This window comes from Variovorax sp. YR752 (assembly GCF_943372545.1).
Map to the genome: position 1 here is coordinate 1 of NZ_CALRZC010000123.1, position 23,919 is coordinate 23,919.

The 23,919-nt window shown below is 72.1% G+C and carries 21 protein-coding genes and 1 pseudogene; 16 read left to right on the forward strand and 6 right to left on the reverse strand.

Going from position 1 to position 23,919, the window contains the following annotated elements; genetic code table 11:
* Positions 1-150 precede the first annotated feature (150 nt).
* A complete protein-coding gene (locus tag AAG801_RS24785) occupies positions 151-1,362 on the forward strand; it encodes a hypothetical protein (RefSeq protein WP_341890760.1) in 1,212 nt (403 codons plus the stop codon).
* 11 nt (positions 1,363-1,373) lie between these two features.
* Here AAG801_RS24785 and AAG801_RS24790 read toward each other — a convergent pair whose 3' ends face one another.
* The 5 genes from AAG801_RS24790 to AAG801_RS24810 all read right to left on the reverse strand — a co-directional run bounded on the left by AAG801_RS24790 (position 1,374) and on the right by AAG801_RS24810 (position 8,593).
* Complete coding sequence (locus AAG801_RS24790) at positions 1,374-2,423, reverse strand: homocysteine S-methyltransferase family protein (RefSeq protein ID WP_341890761.1); 1,050 nt, start codon at positions 2,421-2,423, stop codon at positions 1,374-1,376.
* A gap of 64 nt (positions 2,424-2,487) precedes the next feature.
* On the reverse strand, positions 2,488-4,599 hold the full coding sequence (locus tag AAG801_RS24795; protein WP_341890762.1) for an EAL domain-containing protein: 2,112 nt from the start codon (positions 4,597-4,599) through the stop codon (positions 2,488-2,490).
* A gap of 106 nt (positions 4,600-4,705) precedes the next feature.
* On the reverse strand, positions 4,706-7,018 hold the full coding sequence (locus AAG801_RS24800; RefSeq protein ID WP_341890763.1) for an AAA family ATPase: 2,313 nt from the start codon (positions 7,016-7,018) through the stop codon (positions 4,706-4,708).
* 168 nt (positions 7,019-7,186) lie between these two features.
* Positions 7,187-7,450, reverse strand: coding sequence for a DUF3567 domain-containing protein (locus tag AAG801_RS24805; RefSeq protein WP_341890764.1), 264 nt, complete (start codon positions 7,448-7,450; stop codon positions 7,187-7,189).
* Positions 7,451-7,516: 66 nt separating this feature from the next.
* Positions 7,517-8,593, reverse strand: a complete 1,077-nt coding sequence (locus AAG801_RS24810; RefSeq protein ID WP_341890765.1) for a DUF3108 domain-containing protein — start codon at positions 8,591-8,593, stop codon at positions 7,517-7,519.
* Between the two features lie 41 nt (positions 8,594-8,634).
* Between AAG801_RS24810 and AAG801_RS24815 the strand changes: the two genes are divergently transcribed.
* Complete coding sequence (locus AAG801_RS24815; protein WP_341890766.1) at positions 8,635-9,621, forward strand: fumarylacetoacetate hydrolase family protein; 987 nt, start codon at positions 8,635-8,637, stop codon at positions 9,619-9,621.
* 10 nt (positions 9,622-9,631) lie between these two features.
* Here AAG801_RS24815 and AAG801_RS24820 read toward each other — a convergent pair whose 3' ends face one another.
* A complete protein-coding gene (locus AAG801_RS24820; protein ID WP_341890767.1) occupies positions 9,632-10,045 on the reverse strand; it encodes a VOC family protein in 414 nt (137 codons plus the stop codon).
* Between the two features lie 20 nt (positions 10,046-10,065).
* On the opposite strand from AAG801_RS24820, the gene AAG801_RS24825 reads away from it, so the two are divergent.
* From AAG801_RS24825 to AAG801_RS24890, 14 genes and pseudogenes are all read left to right on the forward strand, one after another.
* Entirely contained in the window at positions 10,066-10,563 is a 498-nt protein-coding gene (locus AAG801_RS24825; RefSeq protein WP_341890768.1) for a retropepsin-like aspartic protease, read from the forward strand.
* A gap of 10 nt (positions 10,564-10,573) precedes the next feature.
* Positions 10,574-12,406, forward strand: coding sequence for a TraB/GumN family protein (locus tag AAG801_RS24830; protein ID WP_341890769.1), 1,833 nt, complete (start codon positions 10,574-10,576; stop codon positions 12,404-12,406).
* Between the two features lie 62 nt (positions 12,407-12,468).
* Positions 12,469-13,143 (forward strand): PhaM family polyhydroxyalkanoate granule multifunctional regulatory protein, encoded by a 675-nt coding sequence (locus AAG801_RS24835; RefSeq protein WP_341890770.1) that lies wholly within the window; start codon positions 12,469-12,471, stop codon positions 13,141-13,143.
* The gene (locus AAG801_RS24840; RefSeq protein ID WP_341890771.1) at positions 13,143-14,339 is read left to right on the forward strand and encodes an FIST N-terminal domain-containing protein; all 1,197 of its coding nucleotides are present in this window, start codon (positions 13,143-13,145) and stop codon (positions 14,337-14,339) included. The genes AAG801_RS24835 and AAG801_RS24840 overlap by 1 nt, the downstream gene beginning before the upstream one ends.
* Before the next feature lie 128 nt (positions 14,340-14,467).
* Positions 14,468-15,967, forward strand: coding sequence for an FAD-linked oxidase C-terminal domain-containing protein (locus tag AAG801_RS24845; protein ID WP_341890779.1), 1,500 nt, complete (start codon positions 14,468-14,470; stop codon positions 15,965-15,967).
* Positions 15,968-15,971: 4 nt separating this feature from the next.
* Positions 15,972-17,066 (forward strand): glycolate oxidase subunit GlcE, encoded by a 1,095-nt coding sequence (glcE, locus tag AAG801_RS24850; RefSeq protein ID WP_341890772.1) that lies wholly within the window; start codon positions 15,972-15,974, stop codon positions 17,064-17,066.
* A 19-nt stretch (positions 17,067-17,085) separates the two neighbouring features.
* The gene (locus AAG801_RS24855) at positions 17,086-17,430 is read left to right on the forward strand and encodes a CidA/LrgA family protein (protein WP_341890773.1); all 345 of its coding nucleotides are present in this window, start codon (positions 17,086-17,088) and stop codon (positions 17,428-17,430) included.
* A 6-nt stretch (positions 17,431-17,436) separates the two neighbouring features.
* Complete coding sequence (locus tag AAG801_RS24860) at positions 17,437-18,150, forward strand: LrgB family protein (protein WP_341890774.1); 714 nt, start codon at positions 17,437-17,439, stop codon at positions 18,148-18,150.
* A gap of 37 nt (positions 18,151-18,187) precedes the next feature.
* Positions 18,188-19,420: a glycolate oxidase subunit GlcF gene (gene glcF / locus AAG801_RS24865; protein ID WP_341890775.1), complete on the forward strand. Its 1,233-nt coding sequence runs from the start codon at positions 18,188-18,190 to the stop codon at positions 19,418-19,420.
* Positions 19,421-19,542: 122 nt separating this feature from the next.
* Positions 19,543-20,163: a thermostable hemolysin gene (locus AAG801_RS24870; RefSeq protein WP_341890776.1), complete on the forward strand. Its 621-nt coding sequence runs from the start codon at positions 19,543-19,545 to the stop codon at positions 20,161-20,163.
* Positions 20,160-21,134: pseudogene (locus tag AAG801_RS24875) on the forward strand (AMP-binding protein); the annotation flags it as partial. The gene AAG801_RS24870 and the pseudogene AAG801_RS24875, both read left to right, overlap by 4 nt.
* Before the next feature lie 501 nt (positions 21,135-21,635).
* Positions 21,636-22,319: an iron-containing redox enzyme family protein gene (locus tag AAG801_RS24880; protein ID WP_341890780.1), complete on the forward strand. Its 684-nt coding sequence runs from the start codon at positions 21,636-21,638 to the stop codon at positions 22,317-22,319.
* Entirely contained in the window at positions 22,316-23,125 is an 810-nt protein-coding gene (locus tag AAG801_RS24885) for an SDR family oxidoreductase (protein ID WP_341890777.1), read from the forward strand. The genes AAG801_RS24880 and AAG801_RS24885 overlap by 4 nt, the downstream gene beginning before the upstream one ends.
* Positions 23,122-23,781, forward strand: coding sequence for a tetratricopeptide repeat protein (locus tag AAG801_RS24890; protein ID WP_341890778.1), 660 nt, complete (start codon positions 23,122-23,124; stop codon positions 23,779-23,781). The genes AAG801_RS24885 and AAG801_RS24890 overlap by 4 nt, the downstream gene beginning before the upstream one ends.
* Positions 23,782-23,919 lie beyond the last annotated feature (138 nt).

The window sequence follows — 23,919 nt, forward strand, 5'->3', positions numbered from 1 at the left end:
GCGGCCGCACCGTGGCCGAGGGCCGCCTCGACATCCTGGTCGGCGAGCGGCCCTGAAGCGGCGCGGCCGCGCGGCTCAAGTCGCAGGGCCGGGCTGCCGAAAACTCCGGGGTGAATCGGCGCACGCCAGCGCCGCCCTGCCTGCCTGCCCATGTCGTATCAACTGCTGCCCCCGGATGTGCTGCGCGTCGGCCAGCCGACGCTGTTTGCGCTGCGCGACAAGACCGGCTGCCTGCTGGTGCCCAAGGGCACGCTGGTGGCCAGCAGCGCCCAGCTGCAGCAACTCGCCGCGCGTGAGCTCTACGTCGACGAGCACGACGGCGAGACGATCCGGCGCGCCATGGCCGGCAAGGTCCATGAGCTGGTTCGTGGCAACGAGTTGCTCGGCCGCATCGCCCAGGCGCGGCCGGATGCATCGGATCTGACGGCGCCGTCGGCTGCCGCCGCGCGGCGGCTCGGCGATCCGGTCACCGCCTGGTCGAACCTGCAGGTGCGCGTCGCCGCGCTGCTGCGCGACGCCGGGCAGCCCGACTTCGCCGCCAAGGTCGGCCAGTTGCAGAAGACGCTGCTCGACCAGGTCAACGGCGACCCGGACGACGCCTTGCTGCTGCTGGTGCATGGCGCCACCCAGGAGTTCCACGACTACAGCGCCAGCCACGCCGTGCTGGTGGCGGTGGTCTGCGAGCTGGCCTCGCACCACGTGAGCGGCATCAGCCCGGCCGAGCGCAGTTCGCTGCGCGGTGCCGCCTTGACGATGAACGTGGCGATGACCGCCTTGCAGAACCAGCTCGCCCAACAGGAGACGCGGCTGAACCCGCAGCAGCGCGAGCAGGTCGACAGGCATGCGGAACACGGCGTCCAGGCCCTGCGCGCCGCCGGCATCACCGATGCGCTCTGGCTCGAGGCCGTGCGGCACCACCACGACGCCCCGTCCGGCCCGCTGTCGGCGCTCGGCCCGGCGCAGCGGCTGGCCCGGCTGATCCGCCGCGCCGACGTGTTCGCCGCCCGCATGAGCCCGCGCCGCGGCCGCCAGGCGCTGTCGGCCACCGCCGCGGCCAAGGCCGCCTACCTCGACGAGAACGGCCAGCCCGACGAAGCCGGCTCGGCGATCATCAAGGCCGTCGGCCTCTATCCGCCGGGCAGCCTGGTGCGGCTGGCCAGCCAGGAGGTCGCCGTGGTCCTGCGCCGCGGCCGCCGCGCCAATGCACCGATCGTTGCCTCGATCGTCAATCCGGTCGGCGAGGTGCTGGCCTCGCCGGCGCTGCGCGCCACCCACCTGCCCACCCATGCCGTCACCGGCGGCGTGGCGCCGCACGAAGTGAAGGTGCGCCTGAACCTGCTGCAGCTGTTGCAGATGGCCTGAGCGCGGCGTGCTCAGGCGGCCTTCAGGCCGCCGAACAAGCTGGCGCCGCAGCAGCGCGGCTGGTAGCGGCCGACACGCTGCGCGATCTGCGCGATGTGCTCCGGCGTGGTGCCGCAGCAGCCGCCGGCGATGTTCAGGAAGCCCGACTTGGCGAACTCCTCGACCAGCGCACCGGTGATCTCCGGCGTCTCGTCGAAGCCGGTCTCGCTCATCGGGTTGGGCAAGCCGGCATTCGGGTAGCAGCTGATGAAGGTGTCGCCGGCCACCCGCGACAGCTCCTCGATGTAGGGCCGCATCAGCGTCGCGCCGAGCGCGCAGTTCAGGCCGATGGCGATCGGCTTCGCATGGCGCACGCTGTGCCAGAAGGCGCTGACGGTCTGGCCGGAGAGGATGCGGCCCGAGGCGTCGGTCACCGTGCCGGAGATGATCACCGGCAAACGCTCGCCGGCCTCCTCCATCAGCTCGTCGAGCGCGAAGATCGCCGCCTTGGCGTTGAGCGTGTCGAAGATGGTCTCGACGAGGAACAGGTCGGCGCCGCCTTCGAGCAGGCCCTCGGCCTGCTCGCGGTAGGCCGCGCGCAGTTCGTCGAAGCTGACGTTGCGCGCCGCCGGGTCGTTGACGTCCGGGCTGATGCTGGCGGTGCGCGGCGTGGGCCCGAGCGCGCCGGCGACGAAGCGCGGCTTGTCCGGCGTCGAGTACTTGTCGCAGGCGGCGCGCGCCAGCCGCGCGGCGGCCAGGTTCATCTCGCGCGCCAGCGGCGCCAGGCCGTAGTCTTCCTGCGCGACGCTGGTGGCGCCGAAGGTGTTGGTCTCGAGGATGTCGGCGCCGGCGGCGAGGTACTGTTCGTGGATCTGGCTGATCACGTCGGGGCGGGTGAACTGCAGCAGCTCGTTGTTGCCCTTCAGGTCCTTCGCATGGTCCTTGAAGCGCTCGCCGCGGTAGTCGGCCTCGCCGAGCTTGTAGCGCTGGATCATCGTGCCCATCGCTCCGTCGAGCACGACGATGCGCCGGGACAGGATCTCCGGCAACGTGGCGGCACGGGTGTAGGCAGGCGTGTTCATGGGCGCATTCTACGAAGGGGCCCTTGCCCTGACAGCCGCCCGGGTCGGGGCCCGGCGCCCGGCGTCAATGGATCGAGCTGGGCTGCGTTTCCTGGAACAGCGAGGCGCGGAACTCGATCGAGCGCGGCCCGTCGTCGTTGACCGCCCACAGCGCCAGCGCACGCGCCGACATCGGCTTGGCGTACAGGTAACCCTGCAGCACGTCGCAGCCGAGCGCGCGCAGCACCTGCGCCTGGCCTTCGGTCTCGACGCCCTCGGCCACCACCTTGCGGCCCAGTGCCTGGCCGAGCTTGACCACCGCGTCGACCACCGCGCGCGCATCGGCGCTGGTCTCGAGGTCGAGCACGAAGCTGCGGTCGATCTTCAGCTCCTCGGCGGGCAGCCGGCGCAGCATCGCGAAATTGCAATAGCCGGTGCCGAAGTCGTCGATCGACAGGTGCACGCCGACCGCGGCGAGCCGCTCGAAGATGGCGCGCGTGCCTTCGGCATCCTCCATCGCGGCCGACTCGGTGATCTCGCAGGTCAGCAGTTGCGGGTTGACCTGGTGGCGCTTGAGCGCCGCAGCGATGCGCTCGGCGAGGTCGGGCTGGCGCAGCTGGTGCACCGACAGGTTGATCGCCACGCGCATGCGCAGCCCCTCGTCGCGCCACGCCCGCGCCTGCCGGCAGGCTTCGTCGATCACCCACTGGCCGAGGATGCCGATCAGCCCGTGTCGCTCGGCGATCGGGATGAACACACCGGGGCTGACCATGCCGCGCTGCGGGTGGTGCCAGCGCAGCAGCGCCTCCGCCCCGGTGACTTCGCCGCTCGGGGCATGCACCTTGGGCTGGTAGTACAGCTCGAGCTGATTGCGCGCGACCGCCTGGCGCAGATCGCGCAGCAGTTCGCCCTGCTCGCGCGCGTCGCCGAGCATGCGCGGCTCGAAGAAGGCGAAGGTCGCGCCGCCGTTGCGCTTGGCGTAGCGGCAGGCCGCCTCGGCATTGGCCATTGCCGTGGACAAGGAGCCGTCGCGCGGGTAGAGCACCACGCCGATCGAGCCGGTCACCGGCACTGGCCGGCCTTCGATCTCGCAGGGTTCGGCCAGCGTGTCGAGCAGCCGCTGCGCCATCGCGGCGGCCTCGGCCCGGCCGGTCTCGGCACCGAGCAGCAGCACGAATTCGTCGCCACCGACGCGCGCCAGCATGCCCTGGGGTCCGACCACCTCGCGCAGCCGCGCCGCCAGCGTCTGCAGCAGCAGGTCGCCGACCCGACGGCCGAAGGAATCGTTGACCGGCTTGAAGTGATCCAGCGCAATGAACAGCACCGCCATCGGCAGCGGCTCCTGCGCGGCATGCCGGGCGACGGCGTCCAGGCGCGCCTCGAAGGAATGGCGGTTGGGCAATCGGGTGAGCGCGTCGGTACGCGTCGACTCCTCGATGCGCTCGATCGCCTGGCGCAGCGCCAGGCGCATGCGCGACTCCATGATCGACAGCGCCAGCAGGGTCAGCAGCAGCGCCGACGTGGCGGCCACCGCCAGCAGCGCCAGGGTAGTGTCGGACAGCCAGTTCATCTGGTTCAGCGAGACGGCGCCGGGGCTGACGCCGGCGCCGAGCGCGACCAGCCGGTGCGCGCCGACCAGGCTCAGCCCGGTCAGGGCCGCCGCGGCGCCACGCCAGCGCAGTTCGGCACTGCGCAGCCCCCCCACCAGCACGCCGGCCAGCGCCAGCAGCAGCGCGAGCGCGGCCACGGCCAGCAAGGGCAGCTCCGGCTGCCAGCGCAGCACCGGCGCCATGCGCATGTCGACCAGGTAGGCGATCGAGGAGCCGACGGCGGCCACGGCCAGCAGCAGCGAAGCCGCAGCCCGTCGCGGCCAGTGCGGCGCCCCGGTGAAGCCCAGGCGCAAGGCCACCGCGCCGGCCAGCAGGCCGGCGGCCCAGGCGGCGGCGCTCAGCACGCCGCCATAGCCGACGCTCAGGTGCAGCGGCCGGCCGGCCAGGGTGATGAAGTGGACGCAGCCCAGGCCCATCGCCAGGGACAGCGCAGCGCCGGCCAGCCACGCGGCGGCGCTGCGCCCGCTGGTACCGCCGACCCGGCGCACGAGGTCGAGCGCGACGTACGCCGCCAGGCCGCAGAGCGCCCAGGCGAGCAGGTCGAGCGCCGGCGAGAACTGCCAGGCAAGGGAGGGGGCGGGGTCCAAGGCGCGTGCGGGGTGATCCTGCCCGACCTTATCGGCAGATCGGCTCCTGGCTCAAGCCACGCCGCTGCGCGCAGCGTGAGGCGGATCACGCTGGAACCGAATGGGATCAGTGCACGAACCCGATGCCGCGCCGCTGCCGCGCCTCCGGCTTGACGCGGTGCTCTGCCTCAAGCTGCGAGAGGAACTCGTCGGGCTCGAAGCTTTCGCCGAGCACGTCGACCTGCCGCTTCACGGCAGCGAAGTCGCCCGGCGCCAGCAGGTCCATCACGCGCAGGCGCTTGCGCTGCTCGTCGGTGAGGCGGCCTGCGTCGCCGTCGAGCGCTTCGGCGACGAACATGCGCTCGCGCTGCTCACCGGTCAGCGGCTTGAACTGGATCTTGAAGGTGAAGCGGCGCAGCGCCGCCTCGTCGAGGTCCTGGAACAGGTTGGTGGTGCAGATGAAGATGCCGGCATAGCGCTCCATGCCCTGCAGCATCTCGTTGACCTCGCTGACCTCGTAGTTGCGCTCGGCCAGGCGGCGGCTGCGCAGGAAGCTGTCGGCCTCGTCGAGCAGCAGCACGGCCTGCTCGGATTCCGCCTCCTCGAACATCCTGGCCATGTTCTGCTCGGTCTCGCCCACGTACTTGCTGACCAGGTCACTGGCCTGGCGGATCATCAGCGGGCGCTGCAGTTCGTGCGCGATGTGCTCGGCCAGCGCTGTCTTGCCGGTGCCCGGCGGGCCGTAGAAGCACAGCGTGCCGAAACCCTTGCGACGCAGCGCCTCGACGATCTTCGGCACCTCGAAGCGCGATTCGGTGTGGACCAGCGACAGGTCGTACTGCGTCACCACGCGGCGCGCGCCGCGCTCCTGGCTGGCGTTGCCCAGCGCCTTGTCGGCATTGGTGAGCTGCCGCTCGATCAGCGCCTCGGCAGCGTCGGGGCCGCCATCGCTGGCCAGGCGCGCGAACTTGACCGCGGTGCGGATCTGCGCCGGCGTCAGGCCGCGGCGCTCGGCCAGACGCGCCGCGAAGGTCTCGCCGACCTCGACGCCAGCCAGCGCGCGCTGCACCAGCGCCTCGCGCGCGCCCGGCGGCGGGCTCTTCAGCTCGAGGTGGTACTGGAAACGGCGGCGGAACGCCAGATCGATCTGCTCGATGCGGTTGGTCACCCAGATCACCGGCACGGGGTTGGTCTCGAGGATCTGGTTGACCCAGGCCTTGCCGCTGACGCTGCCCGTGGGCGAGGCATCGCCGCTGTCCAGCCGCGCCATCAGCTGCGCGGCGTCGGTGGAGATCGGCGGGAACACGTCTTCCACCTCGTCGAACAGCAGCGCGACGTTGGCGCTGCCCTTGAGGAACACCTGGCTGATCTGCAGCGAGCGGTAGCGGTCGCGGCCGGACAGCGAGTTGCCGTCGCGGTCGGCGTACTCGACCTCGTAGAGTTCGAGCTCCGCCGCCTGCGCCGCCACCTTGGCCAGCTCGGTCTTGCCGGTGCCCGGCGGGCCGTAGAGCAGGATGTTGACGCCCGGCTCCTTGCGCGCCACCGCGTTGCGCAGCAGCGCGCTCATCATGCGGCAGTCGTCGCCGACGTAGTGGAAGTCGTCCGCGCTCAGATCGCTGCGCGTGGCCGGCCGGGTGAACACCGCCATCAGGTCGGACGGCCCCTGGTACTCGCGCATCAGCACCGGCGGCAGCTGCTCGCTGACCTTCATCAGGTCGGCCAGGTCGGTGATGTTGTGCTCGGAGATCAGGTTCTCGACCATGCCGATGCGCTCGAGCCGCGAGCCGGCACGCAGCGCCTCGGCCACGTCGGCCTCGTTGACACCGGCCACGCGGGCGATGGCCGCGTAGGCCTCCTGCGCATTGCTGACCTTGAACTCGACCAGCAGGCCACGAAGATCACGCTGGTAGCGCGCCAGCGTGCCGTACAGCAGCAGCGCACGTTCGGCCGGGTTGAGCTGCAGCAGGCCGGCCAGCGCGTCGATGTTCTTCTCGACCAGCGTCGATTCCTTCTTCAGGCTGCGCTCCAGCCAGTCGGCGGTGGCGCCGAGCACGGCCAGCAGGTCCTTCGGCGCGTCCTTGACGTACTCGTCGATGTAGAAGAACAGCGTACCTTCCTCGTACGGCCCGCGCCAGGCGCCGTGGCTCTCGATGAACTTGGCATCGGAGAGCGCCTCGTGGCCGCGCCACTGCTCGTTGGCGCGGCAGCGCAACTCCAGGAAGGTGCGCAGGCGCTGCAGCACCGAACCCGGCCAGACGAGATGCTTGCCGGTCAGCGAGAGCAGGCTGTTCCAGTCGCGCCGCGGGTTGAAGCGCGCAACGTTGCGCATCGTCAGCGAGAGCACGAAGTGCGAGCACATGCGGTCCAGCACCGGCGCGTCGGCGAGTCCGGGCGAAAGAATCGGCCGGCCTTCACCGGCGCTCCGGCTGTGCTTCACCATCGATCACCTCCTGGGGCGGGACCATCTTGGCCCACGCCGCGCCCCGGGGCAAGCCCCCGGCACACGGCGTGGCGGTCCCGACCATAACGCAGCCGGCGCGCCTGCGTCGACGGCGGCAACGCGGCGATCGTGGTGAAGCTCACGCGGCCGATGGCGGCCGCGAAACGGTCAGTGCAGCACGAGCGGCTGGGAGGACAGTTCGGCGAAGCGCTCGATGTACTCGTCCATCTCCTCCTCGGAAGGGCTGGACTCGATCAGCTCCTGCACGCCCTGCTTGAAGCGCTCGGCCAGCGCGCCCTGCAGGAAGATCTCCTTGCGCGCGAACTTGTCGACGATCTCGTAGCCGCCGCGGTTCACCGGCGCCGCGCCGCTGGCGTCCGGCACGTCGAACGAGACGACCGCGAAACTGTCCGAGTTGTAAAGCATCTGCATGGCGAGACTCTCCTGATCCGGCAGTTGCGTCCGCTGACGCAAAAATCAAGCCCACGCAGGAATCGGTCAGGGCAGCATCTCGCGCAGGCGCAGTTCGAGCCGGTCGTCCTCGCCGCTGCCCAGCGTGGCGCGCACCGGCAGGTGGTGGCGCGCCGGGTCCAGCCAGACCTCGACGCGCGTGTCGTGGGCCGAGCGCGGCTCGCGCAGCAGCTTCACCGTCTCGATGCGCTCGGAGAACAGCATCAAGGTCTCTGCGCCCTCGCTGCGGAAGGCCCACAGCGAGGCGTCGCCGCGCGCTCCCACCACCTGCAGCACGATGCGCTCGCCCTCGGCCAGGCGGGCGGGTTCCGCCGCCGCCACTGCGGCGAGCTGCACCATCCAGCTCAGCCGGTCCTGCACGCCGGGCTGCCAGGGCACCTCGTGCGAAGGGCCGGAGAAGCGGATGCGGCCGGCCTCGCGCTCGAAGTTGGCCGCGACCGCGGCGCGGCGCGCGCGCTGGTCGGTGAAACGCAGCGGCGCGAGGCCGTTCGCGTCGAGCGCGCCGCCGCTGACCTGCGTCAGGACGTTGACGCCGACCACCGAGCCCTGCAGACGCAGTTCGTAGCGATCGCCGTCGGGGCGCCAGAGCAGGTCACCGCTGCCGCTCAGGTGGCCGCGGCGCAGCTCGTAACGCAGCATGACGGGCGGCGGCAGCCGGGTCGGATACAGCGGTGGCGCGGCGGTCTCCGTGATCGCGCCCGCAGCGGAGGCCGCCGGCCCGCCCTCCACGGGCAGCGGCAAGGACAAGGTGTTCGCCGCCGGCAGCGGCTCGGGGCCCGGCTCCGTTGCGGCCGGCGCCTCGCGCACCTCGCCCCGCGCGGGCTCGGCGTTCGCCGGCGTGGCACGGCGTTCGGGCGGCGGCGCGGGCCGGGGCCGTGGAGCTGGCGCGGGCGTCGGCAGCCCGGCGACCTCGGGGGCAGCCGGCGCGGCCGGCGCCGCTGCGGCGATCGTTCGCACCTGCAGCGCCATCGCCGCCGCCGGCGCCTCGTGGCGGGCCGGCGCGAGCTCGACGCCGCCGATCAGCAGCCCGTGCGCGGCGAGTGCCGCCAGCGCCAGGGCGGCCAGCGCGCGGCGGCGGCGCGTGTCAGCCCCGGCCGCCAGCATCGACAATCGCCTCTTTCGCCAACCGCTTCCGTGCACACCGCATGAAACTTGCCACCTACCACGACGGATCACGCGACGGCCAGCTGGTCGTCGTCTCGCGCGATCTCTCGAGCGCGCACTATGCCAGCGGCATCGCGACGCGGCTGCAGCAGGTGCTGGACGACTGGAACTTCCTGTCGCCGCAGCTCGAGGACCTGTACCTCACGCTCAACCACGGCAAGGCGCGCCACGCCTTCGCCTTCGAGCCGGCCAAGTGCATGGCACCGCTGCCGCGCGCCTACCAGTGGGCCGACGGCTCGGCCTTCATCAACCACGTCGAGCTGGTGCGCCAGGCGCGCAGCGCCGCAGTGCCCGAGAGCTTCTACACCGACCCGCTGATGTACCAGGGCGGCAGCGACGACTTCCTCGGCCCGACGGACGACATCGTGGTGCCCGACGAAGCCTTCGGCATCGACTTCGAGGCCGAGCTCGCGGTGGTCACCGGTGACGTGCCGATGGGCAGCGGCGCAGACGCGGCGCTGGAAGGCATCCGCCTGCTGATGCTGGCCAACGACGTCTCGCTGCGCAACCTGATCCCCGACGAGCTGGCCAAGGGCTTCGGCTTCTTCCAGAGCAAGCCGGCCACCGCCTTCAGCCCGGTGGCAGTGACGCCCGACGAACTCGGCGGCGCCTGGCGCGGCGGGCGGGTGCACCTGAACCTGGAGTCGGTGTGGAACGGCAAGCGGGTCGGCCTGTGCGACGCCGGCGACGAGATGACCTTCCACTTCGGCCAGCTGATCGCGCACATCTGCAGGACGCGCAACGTGCGCGCCGGCAGCATCGTCGGCAGCGGCACGGTGAGCAACAAGGACTGGTCGCGCGGCTACAGCTGCATCGCCGAGAAGCGTGCCATCGAGACCATCGAGTCGGGCGCGCCGAAGACCGGGTTCATGCGCTACGGCGACACCATCCACATCGAGATGAAGGGCACGGACGGCGCCAGCGTGTTCGGGGCGATCGAGCAGAAGGTGGCGCCGCTGGCGGCCTGAGCGCCCGGCCTCACGCGTCGTAGATCTGATCGAGCGACTCGAAGCCCTTGACCTCGATCGGGTTGCCCGACGGGTCGCGGAAGAACATCGTCCACTGCTCGCCGGGCTGGCCCTTGAAGCGCAGTTGCGGCTCGAGCACGAAGTCGGTGCCGGCGGCGCGCAGGCGATCGGCCAGCAGCTGCCAGTCGGCGCGCGGCAGCACCAGGCCGAGGTGCGGCATCGGCACCAGCTTGTCGCCGACGCGGCCGGTGTTCGTGGTGGCGAAGGGCTCGCCCAGGTGCAGCGAGATCTGGTGGCCGAAGAAGTCGAAGTCGATCCAGGTCGCGGTGCTGCGCCCCTCGCGGCAGCCGAGCACGCCGCCGTAGAAGCGGCGCGCCGCGTCGAGGTCGGTCACGTGATAGGCGAGGTGGAAGAGGGCTTTCATGGTCGTGGCATCGTAGCGGGATGAGTCAAGAGCTGCCGCGCACCTTCAAGGTCGTCACCATCTGGCTGCTGGTCGGCCTGGCCCTGTTCCTGGGCGTGCAGTGGTGGCAGCACCGCGCCGGGCAGGCGCGCTTCAGCGCCGCCGGCGAGGTGATCGAGATCCGCCGTGGCCCCGACGGCCACTACCACTGGCCGGGCACGATCGAGGGCCGTGCGGTCGACTTCCTGATCGACACCGGCGCGACCGGCACCGCCATCCCCACCACGCTGGCCCGCGAGCTGGGCCTGCGCGCCATCGACACCGTGCAGTCGAGCACCGCCGGCGGCGTGGTCACCGGCGAGGTGGTGCGCGCCGACATCGAGTTGCGCGGCGGCGTGCGTGCGCAACGGCTGCCGGTGGTGGCGCTGCACGGGCTGCAGGATCGCCCGCTGCTCGGCATGGACGTGCTGTCGCGGCTGCAGTGGCAGCAGAGCGACGGCGTGCTGCGCATCGACCTGCGCTCGGTCGCGGCCCGCTAAGCTGCCGGCCATGCCACGGCTGCGCCTGATCCGCCCTGCCTTCGCGGCCACCCTCGCGATCGTCGTGGCGCTGCTGCCGCTGGCGGCGCAGGCGCAGGCCGACTGTCCGCCGCCGCCAGCGCCGCCCGATGCGCAGGCGCTGGCGGCGGCTCAGCGCGACGCGCGCGACCGCGGTTTCCTCTGGCGGCTGCAGAAGGACGGCCGCATCTCCTGGCTGTACGGCACGGTCCACATGGGCCGGCTGGACTGGGTGTTCCCTGGCCCGCAGGTGCGCCAGGCCTTCGACGCCAGCCAGACGCTCGCCCTCGAACTCGACCTGACCGACCCGGACACGCAGCGCCGCGTGGCCGCCGGCAGCGCGGCCAGGCCGGCCGACGCGCTGCCGGCACCGCTGCAGCAGCGGCTGAACCGGCGCGCGCAGGCCGAGTGCGCCGCCGTGGAGCCGCTCGCCCGACTGAAGCCGGAACTGCAGATCGCCACGCTGTCGATGCTTGCCGGCCGCCGGCTGGGCCTGGAGCCTGGCTACGGCATCGACATGGCGCTGGCCGGCATGGCCCGGCGCGACGGCAAGACGGTGGCCGCGCTGGAGAGCGTCGACGAGCAGCTGAAGGCGCTGGCCGGCGGCTCGCGCGCCGAGGTCACCGAACTCGTGGCCAGCACGCTCGACGAACTGGACGGCGGCCGCGCGCAGAAGATGCTGGGTCACATCGTGCAGACCTGGGCCAGCGGCGACCACGCGCGGCTGGCGCGCTACGCCGAGTGGTGCGAGTGCCAGCGCACCGCGGCCGAGGCCACCGCCATGCGCCGGCTGCTCGAAGGCCGCAACCCGGCCATGGCCGCGCGCATCGACCACCTCCACCGCGCCGGAGCGCGCGTGTTCGCCGCGGTCGGCAGCCTGCACCTGATCGGCCCGCGCGGGCTGCCGACGCTGCTGGCGCAGCGCGGCTACCGCGTCGAGCGCATCGCCCTGGAGACACCCATGCCCGACATCCTCGCCCTGTGGGACTTCGACGATCCGGCCGCCAGCGAGGCGCGCTTCCGTGCCGCGCTGGACGATGTGGCGGCGCCGCCGACGCACGATGCCGCCTTGTCGCTGCGCACGCAGATCGCCCGCACGATGAGCCTGCGCCGCCGCTTCGACGAGGCGCACCGGCTGCTCGACGCGGTCGACGCCGAGCTGCCCGGCGCCGGGCCCGAGCCGCGCGTGCGCACGCTGCTCGAGCGCGGCCGAACCTGGCGCTCTGCGCGCGAGCCGGCCAGGGCACGGCCGCTGTTCCTGCAGGCCGAGCAGCTGGCGCGCAGTGCGAAGCTGGAGTACCTGCATGTCGATGCGCTGCACATGGCCGCACTGCTCGAGACCGACCCGCACACCCAGCTGGAGGCCAACCAGCGTGCACTGGCCGCTGCCCGCGCCGCGGGCGATCCGCAGGCGCGGCGCTGGGAGGCCTCGCTGACCCACAACATCGGCTGGAGCCTGCACGAGGCCGGCCGCCACGAGGAGGCGCTGGCCAGCTTCCGCGACGCGCTGGCAGCGCGCCAGCGCGACAGCGCCAGGCCGGAGCGCGTGCGCGAGGCGCACTGGATGATCGCCTTCGAGCTGCGCGCGCTGCACCGCCACGACGAGGCGCTGGCGGTGCTGCGCAGCCTGGAGGGCGAACTCGCCGCCGCAGGCGCCGCCGACGGCTTCGTGCCCGAGGAGATCGCCGAGAACCTGCTCGCCCTGGGCCGCGCCGCGGAGGCGAAGCCCTACTTCGCGCAGGCCCACGCGCAGCTGTCGCGCATCGAGACGGTGGAGCGGCCGGACGATGCCCGCCTGGCGCGCCTGCTGGCGCTTTCACGCTGACGCACCGCCATGCCGCGCGCACAATCGGCATCACCCAGAACAACCACCGAGGAGACCTCCCCATGGCCGACGCCGCATTCGCCAAGCTCGTTCCCGGATTCGACTTCCTTCAGGGCCTGGTGAAGAACGCCGGCTCCGCGCTGCCGAACATCGGCCAGTGGGTGGCGCCGACGCTGAACCCCGAGGAGCTGGAGAAGCGCATCGAGGAGTTGCGCACGGTGCAGTTCTGGCTCGAGCAGAACGCACGCATGCTCGGCGCCACCATCCAGGCGCTGGAGGTGCAGCGCATGACGCTGTCGACGCTGAAGACCATGAACGTGCAGATGGACGACCTGCGCGAGTCGATGATGCTGCGCGTTCCCGAGACGGCGGCAGCCAAGGCCGCCGAGCCGGCGCCGGCCGCGGCCAAGCAAGCGAAGCCGGCGCGCAAGGCCTCCGCGACGAAGGGCGATGCGGCGGCCGAGATGGCCCAGGCCGTCGACCCGATGCAGTGGTGGGGCGCGCTGACCAAGCAGTTCACCCAGCTCGCCGCCACCGCGATGAAGGACAGCACGACGGACGCGGCGAAGAACCTCGCCGGCGCCATGGTCAAGCAGAGCTTCGACGCCGCCGGGCAGACGCTGAAGAAGGCCGCCTCGGTGCCCGGCGCGGTGGCGCGCGGTGCCGGCGCGGCGGCGCGCACGGCCACCCGCAACGCCACCCGCAAGTCGATCTCGAAGAAGAAGGGCGCGCCCTGATGAAGCCGTTCCTGCAGGCCCACGCCACCCATCCGGACTGGCGCCTCGCGCTGGCGATGGTGCAGCCGCAGCTCGAGGCGCAGCGCCGCGAGCGCGCGCCCTTCGAGCCGACGCTGGGCTGGGTCTACCTGAGCGACCACCATGCCGGCGGTGCCGAGGCGCTGCTGGCCGAACTGCAGCGCCACTGGCCGGGCGTGGCCTGGGCCGGCGCGGTGGGCATCGGCGTGGCGGCCAGCGGCGTCGAGTACTTCGACGAACCCGGCCTGTCGGTGATGCTCGGCGAGCTGCCGCGCGAGGCCTTCCGCGTCTTCTCCGGCGCGCGTCCGCTGGGCAGCTTCGCAGCGCACACCGCGCAGGTGCATGCCGACCCGGCCACCCCCGACCTGGCCGAGCTGATCACCGACATGGCCGACCGCACTGCCACCGGCTACCTGTTCGGCGGCCTGGCCTCGGCACGCACGCGCACGCTGCACATCGCCGACGCGGTGCTGCAGGGCGGCCTGTCCGGCGTCGCCTTCGGCAGCGGCGTCGGCCTGGTCTCGCGCGTCACCCAGGGCTGCCAACCGGTCGGCCGGCCGCGCACGGTGACCGAATCGAGCGGCAACGTCATCACCACGCTGGACGGCGAGCCGGCGCTCGACTGCCTGCTCGCCGACCTCGGCCTGGCCGGCCGCGAGCCACGCGAGGCGCTGCCGCAGATCCGCCAGACGCTGGTCGGGCTGTCCGACCCGGCGGACGCCGGTCATGACGCAGGCACCGCGCGGCGTGGCGCCTTCGGCCCCGACACGCGGGTGCGCCACCTGATCGGCCTGGACCCGGCGCGGCGCGGCGTCGCCATCGGCGACACCGCACCCGAAGGCCTCGAACTCGCCTTCTGCCAGCGCAACACCGAGGCGGCGCGGCGCGACCTGGTGCGCATCTGCGCCGAGATCCGCGAGGAGCTGGCGCCGCAGGAAGAGCCGGTGCCGGCCTTGCCGGGCGCGGCACCGGAGCGGCCCGCCACGGGCATCGCCGGTGCCATCTACGTCAGCTGCTCGGGCCGCGGCGGGCCACATTTCGGCGGCCCCTCGGCCGAGCTGCAGATCGTTCGCCGCGCGCTGGGCGAGGTGCCGCTGGCCGGCTTCTTCGCCGCCGGCGAGATCGCCCGCCACCACCTGTACGGCTACACCGGCGTGCTCACCGTCTTCCGCGCCTGAGGCATTGCCACCCTCGGCGCAAAGAAGCTTCGACCCGGCATCACTCGCCACGGCGTTACAGTGAGCGGCTGCAGGCCTTGCCGACGGCCTGCCGGAGATTCGCCGTGAACGCCCCTTCCCTGTTCGAGATGGCCACCGTGCCGGGCGATGCCAACGTCCGCGTCAGCCGCTCCGCGCGGCGCGCCGAGGTGGTGGCCGAACTCTCCGCCGTGTTGCCCGCGCACGCGCTGCTGTGGCACACCGAGGACACCCTGCCCTACGAGTGCGACGGCCTGACCGCCTACCGCGAGCAGCCGCTGGCCGTCGCCCTGCCCGAGACGGAGGATCAGGTCGCTGCCGTGCTGCGCACCTGCCATCGCCTGAACGTGCCGGTGGTCGCGCGCGGCGCCGGCACCGGCCTGTCGGGCGGCGCGCTGCCGCACAAGCTGGGCGTGACGATGAGCCTGGCCAAGTTCAACAGGATCCTCTCGATCGACCCGCTGTCGCGCACGGCGCGCGTGCAGTGCGGCGTGCGCAACCTGGCGATCAGCGAGGCCGCCGCGCCGCACGGCCTGTACTACGCACCGGATCCGTCGAGCCAGATCGCCTGCACGATCGGCGGCAACGTGGCCGAGAACTCCGGCGGCGTGCACTGCCTGAAGTACGGCCTGACGGTGCACAACGTGCTGCGCGTGCGCGGCTTCACCATCGAGGGCGAGGCGGTCGAGTTCGGCTCCGAGGCACTCGACGCCGCCGGTCTCGACCTGATGGGCGTGCTGGTCGGCAGCGAGGGCATGCTGGCCGTGACCACCGAGGTCACCGTCAAGCTGGTGCCCAAGCCCCAAATGGCGCGCTGCATCATGGCCAGCTTCGACGACATGAAGAAGGCCGGCGACGCGGTGGCCAGCGTCATCGCTGCCGGCATCATCCCGGCCGGGCTGGAGATGATGGACAAGCCGATGACGGCGGCCGTCGAGGACTACGTGCACGCCGGCTACGACCTGGAAGCCGAAGCCATCCTGCTGTGCGAGAGCGACGGCACGCCGGAGGAAGTCGAGGAAGAAATCGGCCGCATGGTCGCGGTGCTGCAGCGCTGCGGCGCGACGGCGGTCTCGGTCAGCGAGGACGAGGCGCAGCGGCTGCGCTTCTGGAGCGGGCGCAAGAACGCCTTCCCCGCCTCCGGCCGCATCAGCCCCGACTACATGTGCATGGACTCGACCATCCCGCGCAATCGCCTGGCCGACATCCTGCTGGCCATCCAGGCGATGGAGAAGAAGTACGGCCTGCGCTGCGCCAACGTCTTCCATGCCGGCGACGGCAACCTGCACCCGCTGATCCTGTTCGATGCCAACGACCCCGACCAGATGCACCGCTGCGAGCAGTTCGGCGCCGACATCCTCGAGACCAGCGTGCGCATGGGCGGCACGGTGACCGGCGAGCACGGCGTCGGCGTCGAGAAGCTCAGCTCGATGTGCGTGCAGTTCGCGCCGGCCGAGCGCGAGCAGATGTTCGCGCTCAAGCGCGCCTTCGACCCGAAGGAATTGCTCAACCCCGGCAAGGTGATCCCGACGCTGCAGCGCTGCGCCGAGTACGGAAAGATGCACGTCTCGCGCGGCCTGCTTCCGTTTGCCGACATCCCGCGCTTCTGAACCCATGTCGATCAACGATCCCGCGTTGCAGATGCTGATCGACCGCGTGCTCAGCGCGCAGTCGGCCAACGCCCAGCTGTGCATCCAGGGCGGCGGCAGCAAGGCCTTCTATGGCGAGCCGCCGGCCGGCGATGTGCTCGACACCCGCGTGCTCGAGGGCATCTCCAGCTACGAGCCGACCGAGCTGGTGGTGACCGCGCGCTGCGGCACGCACCTCGCCGAGCTGGAGGCAACGCTCGCCGAGCAGGGCCAGTGCCTGCCCTTCGAGCCGCCTCATTTCGGCGCCGGCGCCACCGTCGGCGGCATGGTCGCCGCCGGCCTGTCGGGCCCGTCGCGTGCGGCGGTCGGTGCGGTGCGCGACTACGTGCTCGGCGCCACGCTGCTCAACGGCCGTGGCGAAGTGCTCAGCTTCGGCGGCCAGGTGATGAAGAACGTGGCGGGCTACGACGTCTCGCGCCTGCTCGCCGGCTCGATGGGCACGCTGGGCGTGATCCTCGAGGTCTCGCTGAAGGTGCTGCCGGTGGCACCGGCCACCGCGACGCTGCGCTTCGCCATGGACGAGGCGCAGGCGATCCGCCAGCTCAATGAGTGGGGCGGCCAGCCGCTGCCGATCACCGCCAGCGCGTGGTGGGACGGCACGCTGCTGCTGCGCCTGCGTGGCGCGCTGGCGGCGGTGCAGTCGGCCATCACCGGGCTGGGCGGCGAGCTGATCGAGCCGGCCCACGCCACGCCGTTCTGGAACGGCCTGCGCCACCACCACGACGAGTTCTTCACCAAGGCCGCCGCGGCGGTGGACGGTGGCGCGCGCCTGTGGCGCCTGTCGGTGCCGCCGACCACGTCGCCGCTGGGCCTGCCCGGCGAGCAGTTGGTCGAATGGGGCGGTGCGCAGCGCTGGGTGTGCTGTGCGGCACCGGCTTCGCTGGTGCGCGATGCGGCCGCGAAGGCCGGCGGCCACGCCACGCTGTTCCGGTCCAGGGACAAGTCGGCTGGAGCCTTCGCGCCACTGAAGGCGCCGCTGGACCGCCTCCACCGCGAGCTGAAGAAGTCCTTCGATCCGAACGGGGTGTTCAACCCGGGCCGGATGTACCCGGGGCTGTGAGGCCGCCGCTGCCGACACGATGCAAGCGCTGAAGGGCCTCGCCTACCTGCTGCTCGCCCAGTCCGCCGGCGAGGCGCTGGCGCGGCTCGCCGGGCTGCCGCTGCCCGGCCCGGTGCTGGGCCTGCTGATCCTGCTCGTCGCGCTGAACTGGGAAGCGGTGCGCGCACCGGTCGGCGCGGCGGCCGACGTGCTGCTCGCCCACCTCTCGCTGCTGTTCGTTCCGGTCGGCGTGGGCGTGATGACGCATGTCGGCCTGATCACGCAGCACGGCGCGCGCATGCTGGTGGTGATCGTCGTCTCCACCGGGGTCGGCCTGGCGGTCACGGCGCTGGTGCTGCGCGCGTTGCTGCGCGCCCGGAGCTGACCCGCGATGCACAGCTTCGTCGAACTCTGGGTCTACCTGTCGGCCACGCCGCTCTTCGGGCTGACTGCGACGCTGGCGACCTACGTGCTCGCGCAGAGCGTCTACGAGCGCGTCGGCCACGCGCCCTGGGCCAACCCGGTGCTGTGGACGGTGCTGATCCTGGCGCTGCTGCTGACGGTGAGCGGCACCGCCTACCCGACCTACTTTGCCGGCGCGCAGTTCATCCACTTCCTGCTCGGGCCGGCGGTGGTGGCGCTGGCCTGGCCGCTGTGGCAGCGCCGCGCCGAGCTGCGTGCGCGCGCCGTCGCAGTGCTGGCTGCGGCGCTGGCCGGCGGTGCCGCGGCGGCGGGCGCGGCGGTCGGCCTCGGCTGGGCGCTCGGCCTGCCTGACGCGGTGCTGCGCTCGCTGGCGCCGAAGTCGGTCACCGCACCGGTGGCGATGGGCATCGCCGAGCAGCTCGGCGGCATTCCGGCGCTGGCCGCCGCCTTCGCGGTGGTCACCGGGCTGGTCGGCGCGGTCAGCGGCAAGTACCTGTTCGATGCGCTGCGCATCACCGAGCCCGAGGTGCGCGGCTTCGCGCTGGGCACGGTGTCGCACGGCATCGGCGCCGCACGGGCCCTGCAGGTGCACCCCGACGCCGGCGCCTACGCCGGCCTCGCGCTGGGCGTGCAGGTGGTGCTGGCCGCGCTGCTGATGCCGCTGCTGGCGCGGCTGTTCTGACCCTCGCGCCGAACTCAACGCTTCCCGAGACCTCTTCATGCAGACCACGCTGGCACCCGAGTTCAAAGGCACGCGCGACGGCGAGGCGGCCGAGGCCATCCTGCGCAAGTGCGTGCACTGCGGCTTCTGCACCGCCACCTGCCCGACCTACCAGCTGCTCGGCGACGAGCTCGACAGCCCGCGCGGCCGCATCTACCTGATCAAGCAGGTGCTGGAAGGCAAGCCGGTGACGCGCAGCACGCAGCAGCACCTGGACCGCTGCCTGACCTGCCGCAACTGCGAGAGCACCTGCCCCTCGGGCGTGCAGTACGGCCACCTGGTCGAGATCGGCCGCAAGGTGGTGGAAGAGCGTGTCGAGCGCCCGGCCGGCGAGCGCGCCGTGCGCTGGCTGCTCAAGGAAGGCCTGCCCTCGCCGCTGTTCGGCCCGGCGATGAAGCTCGGCCAACTGGTGCGCCCGCTGCTGCCCGCCTCGCTGCAGAACAAGGTTCCGGCCCGCGCGCCAGCCAACGCGCACCGCTGGCCGACGCGCGAGCATGGGCGCAAGGTGCTGATGCTGATGGGCTGCGTGCAGCCGGCGATGATGCCGAACATCAACAGCGCCACCGCGCGTGTGCTCGACGCCGCCGGCATCCAGACCCTGGTGGCCGACGGCGCCGGCTGCTGCGGCGCGATCCGCACCCACCTGAACGACAGCGAAGGCGGCCTGGCCGACATGCGCCGCAACATCGACGCCTGGTGGCCGCTGGTCTCGGCGGGCAAGGTCGAGGCGATCGTGATGAACGCCTCCGGCTGCGGCGCGCAGGTCAAGGACTACGCCCATGCGCTGGCCCACGACCCGGCCTACGCCGAGCGCGCGACACGCATCGTCGAGCTGACGAAGGACCTCAGCGAACTGCTGCCCGAGCTGGTGCCGACGCTGAAGACCAGGCTGCGCGCCAAGGGCGCGCGCAAGCTCGCCTACCACCCGCCGTGCACGCTGCAGCACGGCCAGCAGCTGCGCGGCGGTGTCGAGACGCAGCTCGCCGCATTGGGCTTCGACATCCGGGTGGCCGGCAGCGAGTCGCACCTGTGCTGCGGGTCCGCGGGCACCTACTCCGTCTTGCAGCCCGAGCTGGCCTATCAGTTGCGCGACCGCAAGCTCGGCCACCTGGCGCCGCTGCAGGCCGAGGTGATCGTCTCGGCCAACATCGGCTGCATCCAGCATCTGGCCACGGGAACCTCGACGCCGGTGCGCCACTGGGTGGAAGTGCTCGACGACGCGCTCGGCTGAAGTGCATCGGTTGATGCATTTGTTCACGGCTTGGCCCGGCCGCTTAAGGCGCCGCTAACCCGGGTTAACGAGCATCGGCTCCATCGCTGAAGCTGCCTTTGCCGGCAGCGCGAGGAGCCCGAATGTCTCTTGCCCTGTCGTGTGCCGGCCCCACGCCCGCCGCCTCGCCGTCTCTGCGCGTGCATGGCGCCGATGACAGCGAGCGCGCCGAGGTCGAACAGTTCATCCGCTCGGTCTACGCCGAACGCTTCGGCGCCCGCGTGCACCGCTTCACCCCCTGCCTGGTCAGCCTGCGTGATGGCGACGGCCGCATCGTCGCCGCCGCCGGCTACCGCTTCGCCGCCGGCGCACCGCTGTTCCTCGAGCGCTACCTCGACGAGCCGATCGAGGCGGCGCTGGCGCACCGGGCGGGCGCAGCGCCGTCGCGCGAGGGCATCGTCGAGGTCGGCCACCTTGCCTCCGTGCGCGCCGGCGAAGGCCGCCGGCTGATCCTCGCGCTCGGCCCGCATCTCGCGGCGCTCGGTGGGCACTGGGTGGTCAGCACGCTGACCGAAGAGCTGCGCCACCTGTTCGTGCGCATCGGCGTGACGCCGCTGGCGCTCGGCCTGGCCGATCCGGCGCGGCTGGGCGACGACGCCGCCGACTGGGGCCGCTACTACGAGCACCAGCCGGTGGTGCTGGCCGGCCACCTGCCGCTGGCGCTGCGCATCCTGGCGCGCCGGCAGCGCGGGAGCACGGCATGAGCGTCGACCTGTGCGACAGCCTGCTCGCTCACGACGGCATCGCCATCGAGGCCGGTGAACGGCACTGGGACTTCGCCGAGCTGCGCTCGCAGGTGAGCACGCTCAGCGCGCATCTGAAGGCACAGCAGGTGCGCGTGCTCGCCACGCTGATGGACAACGGCGCGCCGTGGATCGTCGCCGACCTGGCCGCGCTGGCCGCCGGCGTGGTGCACCTGCCGCTGCCCGGCTTCTTCACGCCGCAGCAGATCGGCCACGCGCTGCAGGCGGCCGGTGCCGATGCGCTGCTCGCGGTTTCGCAGGCCGCACCGGCCTTCGCGCCCGCGCGTGCCGAGCCGATCACGGTGGCCGGCGAATCGTTCGCCTGGCTGCGCCTGCCCGGCCGCGCGGTGGCGATGCCTGCGGGCACGATCAAGATCACCTTCACCTCGGGCACGACGGGCACGCCCAAGGGCGTGTGCCTCGGTCGCGAGTCGATCGGTCGTGTGGCCGATGGGCTGGCGCAGGCGCTCGCGCCGCTGGCCATCCGGCGCCACCTCAGTGCGCTGCCCTTCGCGGTGCTGCTGGAGAACGTCGCCGGCGTGCTGGCGCCGTTGTCGCAGGGCGCCACCTGCATCGCAGCGCCGCTGGCCTCGCTGGGGCTGACAGGCTCGTCGGGCTTCGACCCGGCGCGTTTGCACGCCACCGTGATGGCGACGCAGCCGCACAGCCTGATCCTGCTGCCGCAGATGCTGCGCGCCTGGGCGGCCTGGCTGCAGGCCACCGGAGCGCGCGCACCCGCTTCGCTGAAGATCGTCGCGGTCGGCGGCGCGGCGGTGGGCGCCAAGCTGATCGCCGCGGCGCAGGCCGTCGGCATTCCGGCCTGCGAGGGCTACGGCCTGTCCGAAGGCGGCTCGGTGCAGACGCTCAACCTGCCCGGCGCGCAGCGCCCCGGTTCGGCCGGCCGCGCCCTGCCGCATGCACGCCTGCGGATTGCCGCCGATGGCGAGATCGAGGTCGCCGGCAGCCTGTTCATCGGCTACCTCGGGGACAGTGCCGCGGCGCCCGACTGGTGGCGCAGCGGCGATCTCGGCGAGATCGATGCCGACGGCTACCTGCACGTGCGCGGCCGCCGCAAGCAGGTGCTGATCAGCGCCTTCGGCCGCAACGTCAGCCCGGAGTGGGTGGAGACGGCGCTGCGCAGCGAGCCGGAGATCGCCCAGGCGGTGGTGTTCGGCGAGGCGCAGCCGGCGCTGTCGGCGGTGCTGTGGCCGACCCGTTCCGACCTGACGGATGCAGCGCTGCAGGCCGCCGTGGACCGCGCCAACGCCACCCTGCCCGACTACGCCCGCGTTGCACGCTGGTGCCGCGCCACGGCGGCCTTCAACGCCGAAACCGGCCTGGCCACCGCCAACGGCCGGCCGCAGCGCGCTGCCATCGAACAACGGCATGCGTTGGCCCTGGGCCTGGTCGCATCCGACGACATCGGAGAACCCATGAATCACGAACCCTTCTTCCAGCAACTGGTGCGCGAGACCGCGGCCGCACGCAGCGAGATGGTCACCGCGCCGATCATCCAGGGCTGCCTGCAGGGCCGCGTCTCGCTGCCGAGCTACGTCGCCTTCCTCACCGAGGCCTACCACCACGTGCGCCACACGGTGCCGCTGCTGCAGGCCTGCAAGGCTGCGCTGCCGCCGCATCACGCGCAGTGGCTCGACGCCGCGATGGACGAGTACATCGACGAGGAAGCCGGCCACGACGAGTGGATCCTCGACGACATCGCCGCCTGCGGTGCCGACGCGCAGGCGGTGCGCCACGGCCCGCCCGGCCACGCCACCGAAGTGATGGTGGCCTATGCCTACGACCTGATCGCGCGCCGCAACCCGCTGGGCTTCTTCGGCATGGTGCACGTGCTCGAAGGCACCAGCGTGGCGCTGGCGCTGCAGGCAGCCGACCAGATCCAGGCCCACCTGCAACTGCCCGACCGTGCCTTCAGCTACCTGCGCTCGCACGGCACGCTGGACCAGCAGCACACCGCGCATTTCGCCGAGCTGATGGACCAGATCGACGCGCCAGAAGACCGCGCCGCCATCGTGCACGCCGCGCGCGCCTTCTACCGCCTCTACGGCGACGTGTTCCGCGGCCTGCCGCTGCCGCAGCCCGAGGAGGCGCTGGCATGAAGATCGATCAGGCGCGCGTGCTGCTGACCGGCGCCACCGGCGGCATCGGCCAGGCGATCGCGAAAGAGCTGCTCGCGCGTGGCGCCGCCGTGCTGCTATCCGGTCGCTCGCCGGCCAAGCTGGCCGCGCTCGCACGCCAGCTCGGCGGCCCGTCCAGCCTGCCCGAGCGCATCCACTGGCACGCCGCCGACCTCGACGACCCGGCCGCCCTCGCAGCGCTGCGTGATGCCGCCGCCGAGTGGCGCACCAACGTGCTCATCAACAACGCCGGCACACCGAGCTTCGGCCGCTTCGAGTCCTTCGGCGCCGAGCACATGGAGCAGGTGCTGCGCACCAACCTGCTCGCGCCGATGCGCCTGACGCAGGCCTTGCTGCCCGCGCTGCGCCGCCAGCCGCGCGCGCAGGTCATCCAGGTCGGCTCGGCGCTCGGCCGCATCGGCCTGCCCGGCTACAGCGTCTACAGCGCCAGCAAGTTCGGCCTGCGCGGCTTCGCCGAGGCGCTGCGCCGCGAGCTGCGCGGCAGCACGGTGCGCGTGCAGTACCTCGGCCCACGCAGCACCCGCACCGGCTTCAACGACGCGCGCGTCGACGCCTACAACCGCGCCACCGGCACGGCGGTCGACACGCCCGAGAGCGTGGCCCTCGCACTGGTCGCGCTGATCGAGAGCGAGGCCGCCGAACGCTTCCTCGGCATGCCCGAGAAGCTGGCCGTGCGCCTGAACGGCGCCGTGCCGCAGTGGCTGGACGGCGCCTTCGACAAGCACCGCGCCAGCCTGAACCCGATTCCCCTGGAGACACCGACATGAACAAGACCCGCTTCGCCCTCACTGCCTTCTTCACCAGCGTCTGCGCCACCCTCGCCTTCGCGCCGCTGGCCCATGCCGGCAGCGTCGAGGACGACGTCGTGCAACTGCAGCACGACTGGGAAGTGATCCGCTACCAGACGCCGGCCGCCGAGCGCGAGAAGCGCTTCGAGGCGCTGGCCGCCAAGGCGCACCAGATCGCCGAAGCGCAGCCGGCACGCGCCGAGCCGCTGGTGTGGGAAGGCATCATCGTCAGCTCCTGGGCGGGCGAGAAGGGCGGGCTGGGGGCGCTCGGCCTGGTCAAGCGTGCCAAGGTGATCTACGAGAACGCGATCAAGATCGACGGCAAGGCGCTCGACGGCTCGGCCTACAACAGCCTGGGCGTGCTGTACTACAAGGTGCCCGGCTGGCCGGTGGCTTTCGGCGACAAGGGGCGCGCGAAGGAACTGCTCGAGCAGGCGCTGGCGCTGAACCCCAAGGGCATCGACCCGAACTTCTTCTACGGCGAGTACCTGCTCGAGACCGGCAATGCGGCCGAGGCCGTGACCTACCTCGAGCGTGCGCTGCAGGCGCCGCCGCGGCCGGGCCGCCAGGTGGCCGACACCGGCCGCCGCGAGGAAGTGCGCGTGCTGCTCGAGAAGGCCAAGGCGGCGCGCTGAGCCGCCTTCAGAACCCGACCCTCAGAACCCGACGGTGACGCGCATGCCGCGGCCGCCGCCGCGCCGCGCGAAGCGCACGTTCATGCCGTGCAGCGCAGCGATGCGCTGCACGATCGACAGGCCCAGGCCGCTGCCGAT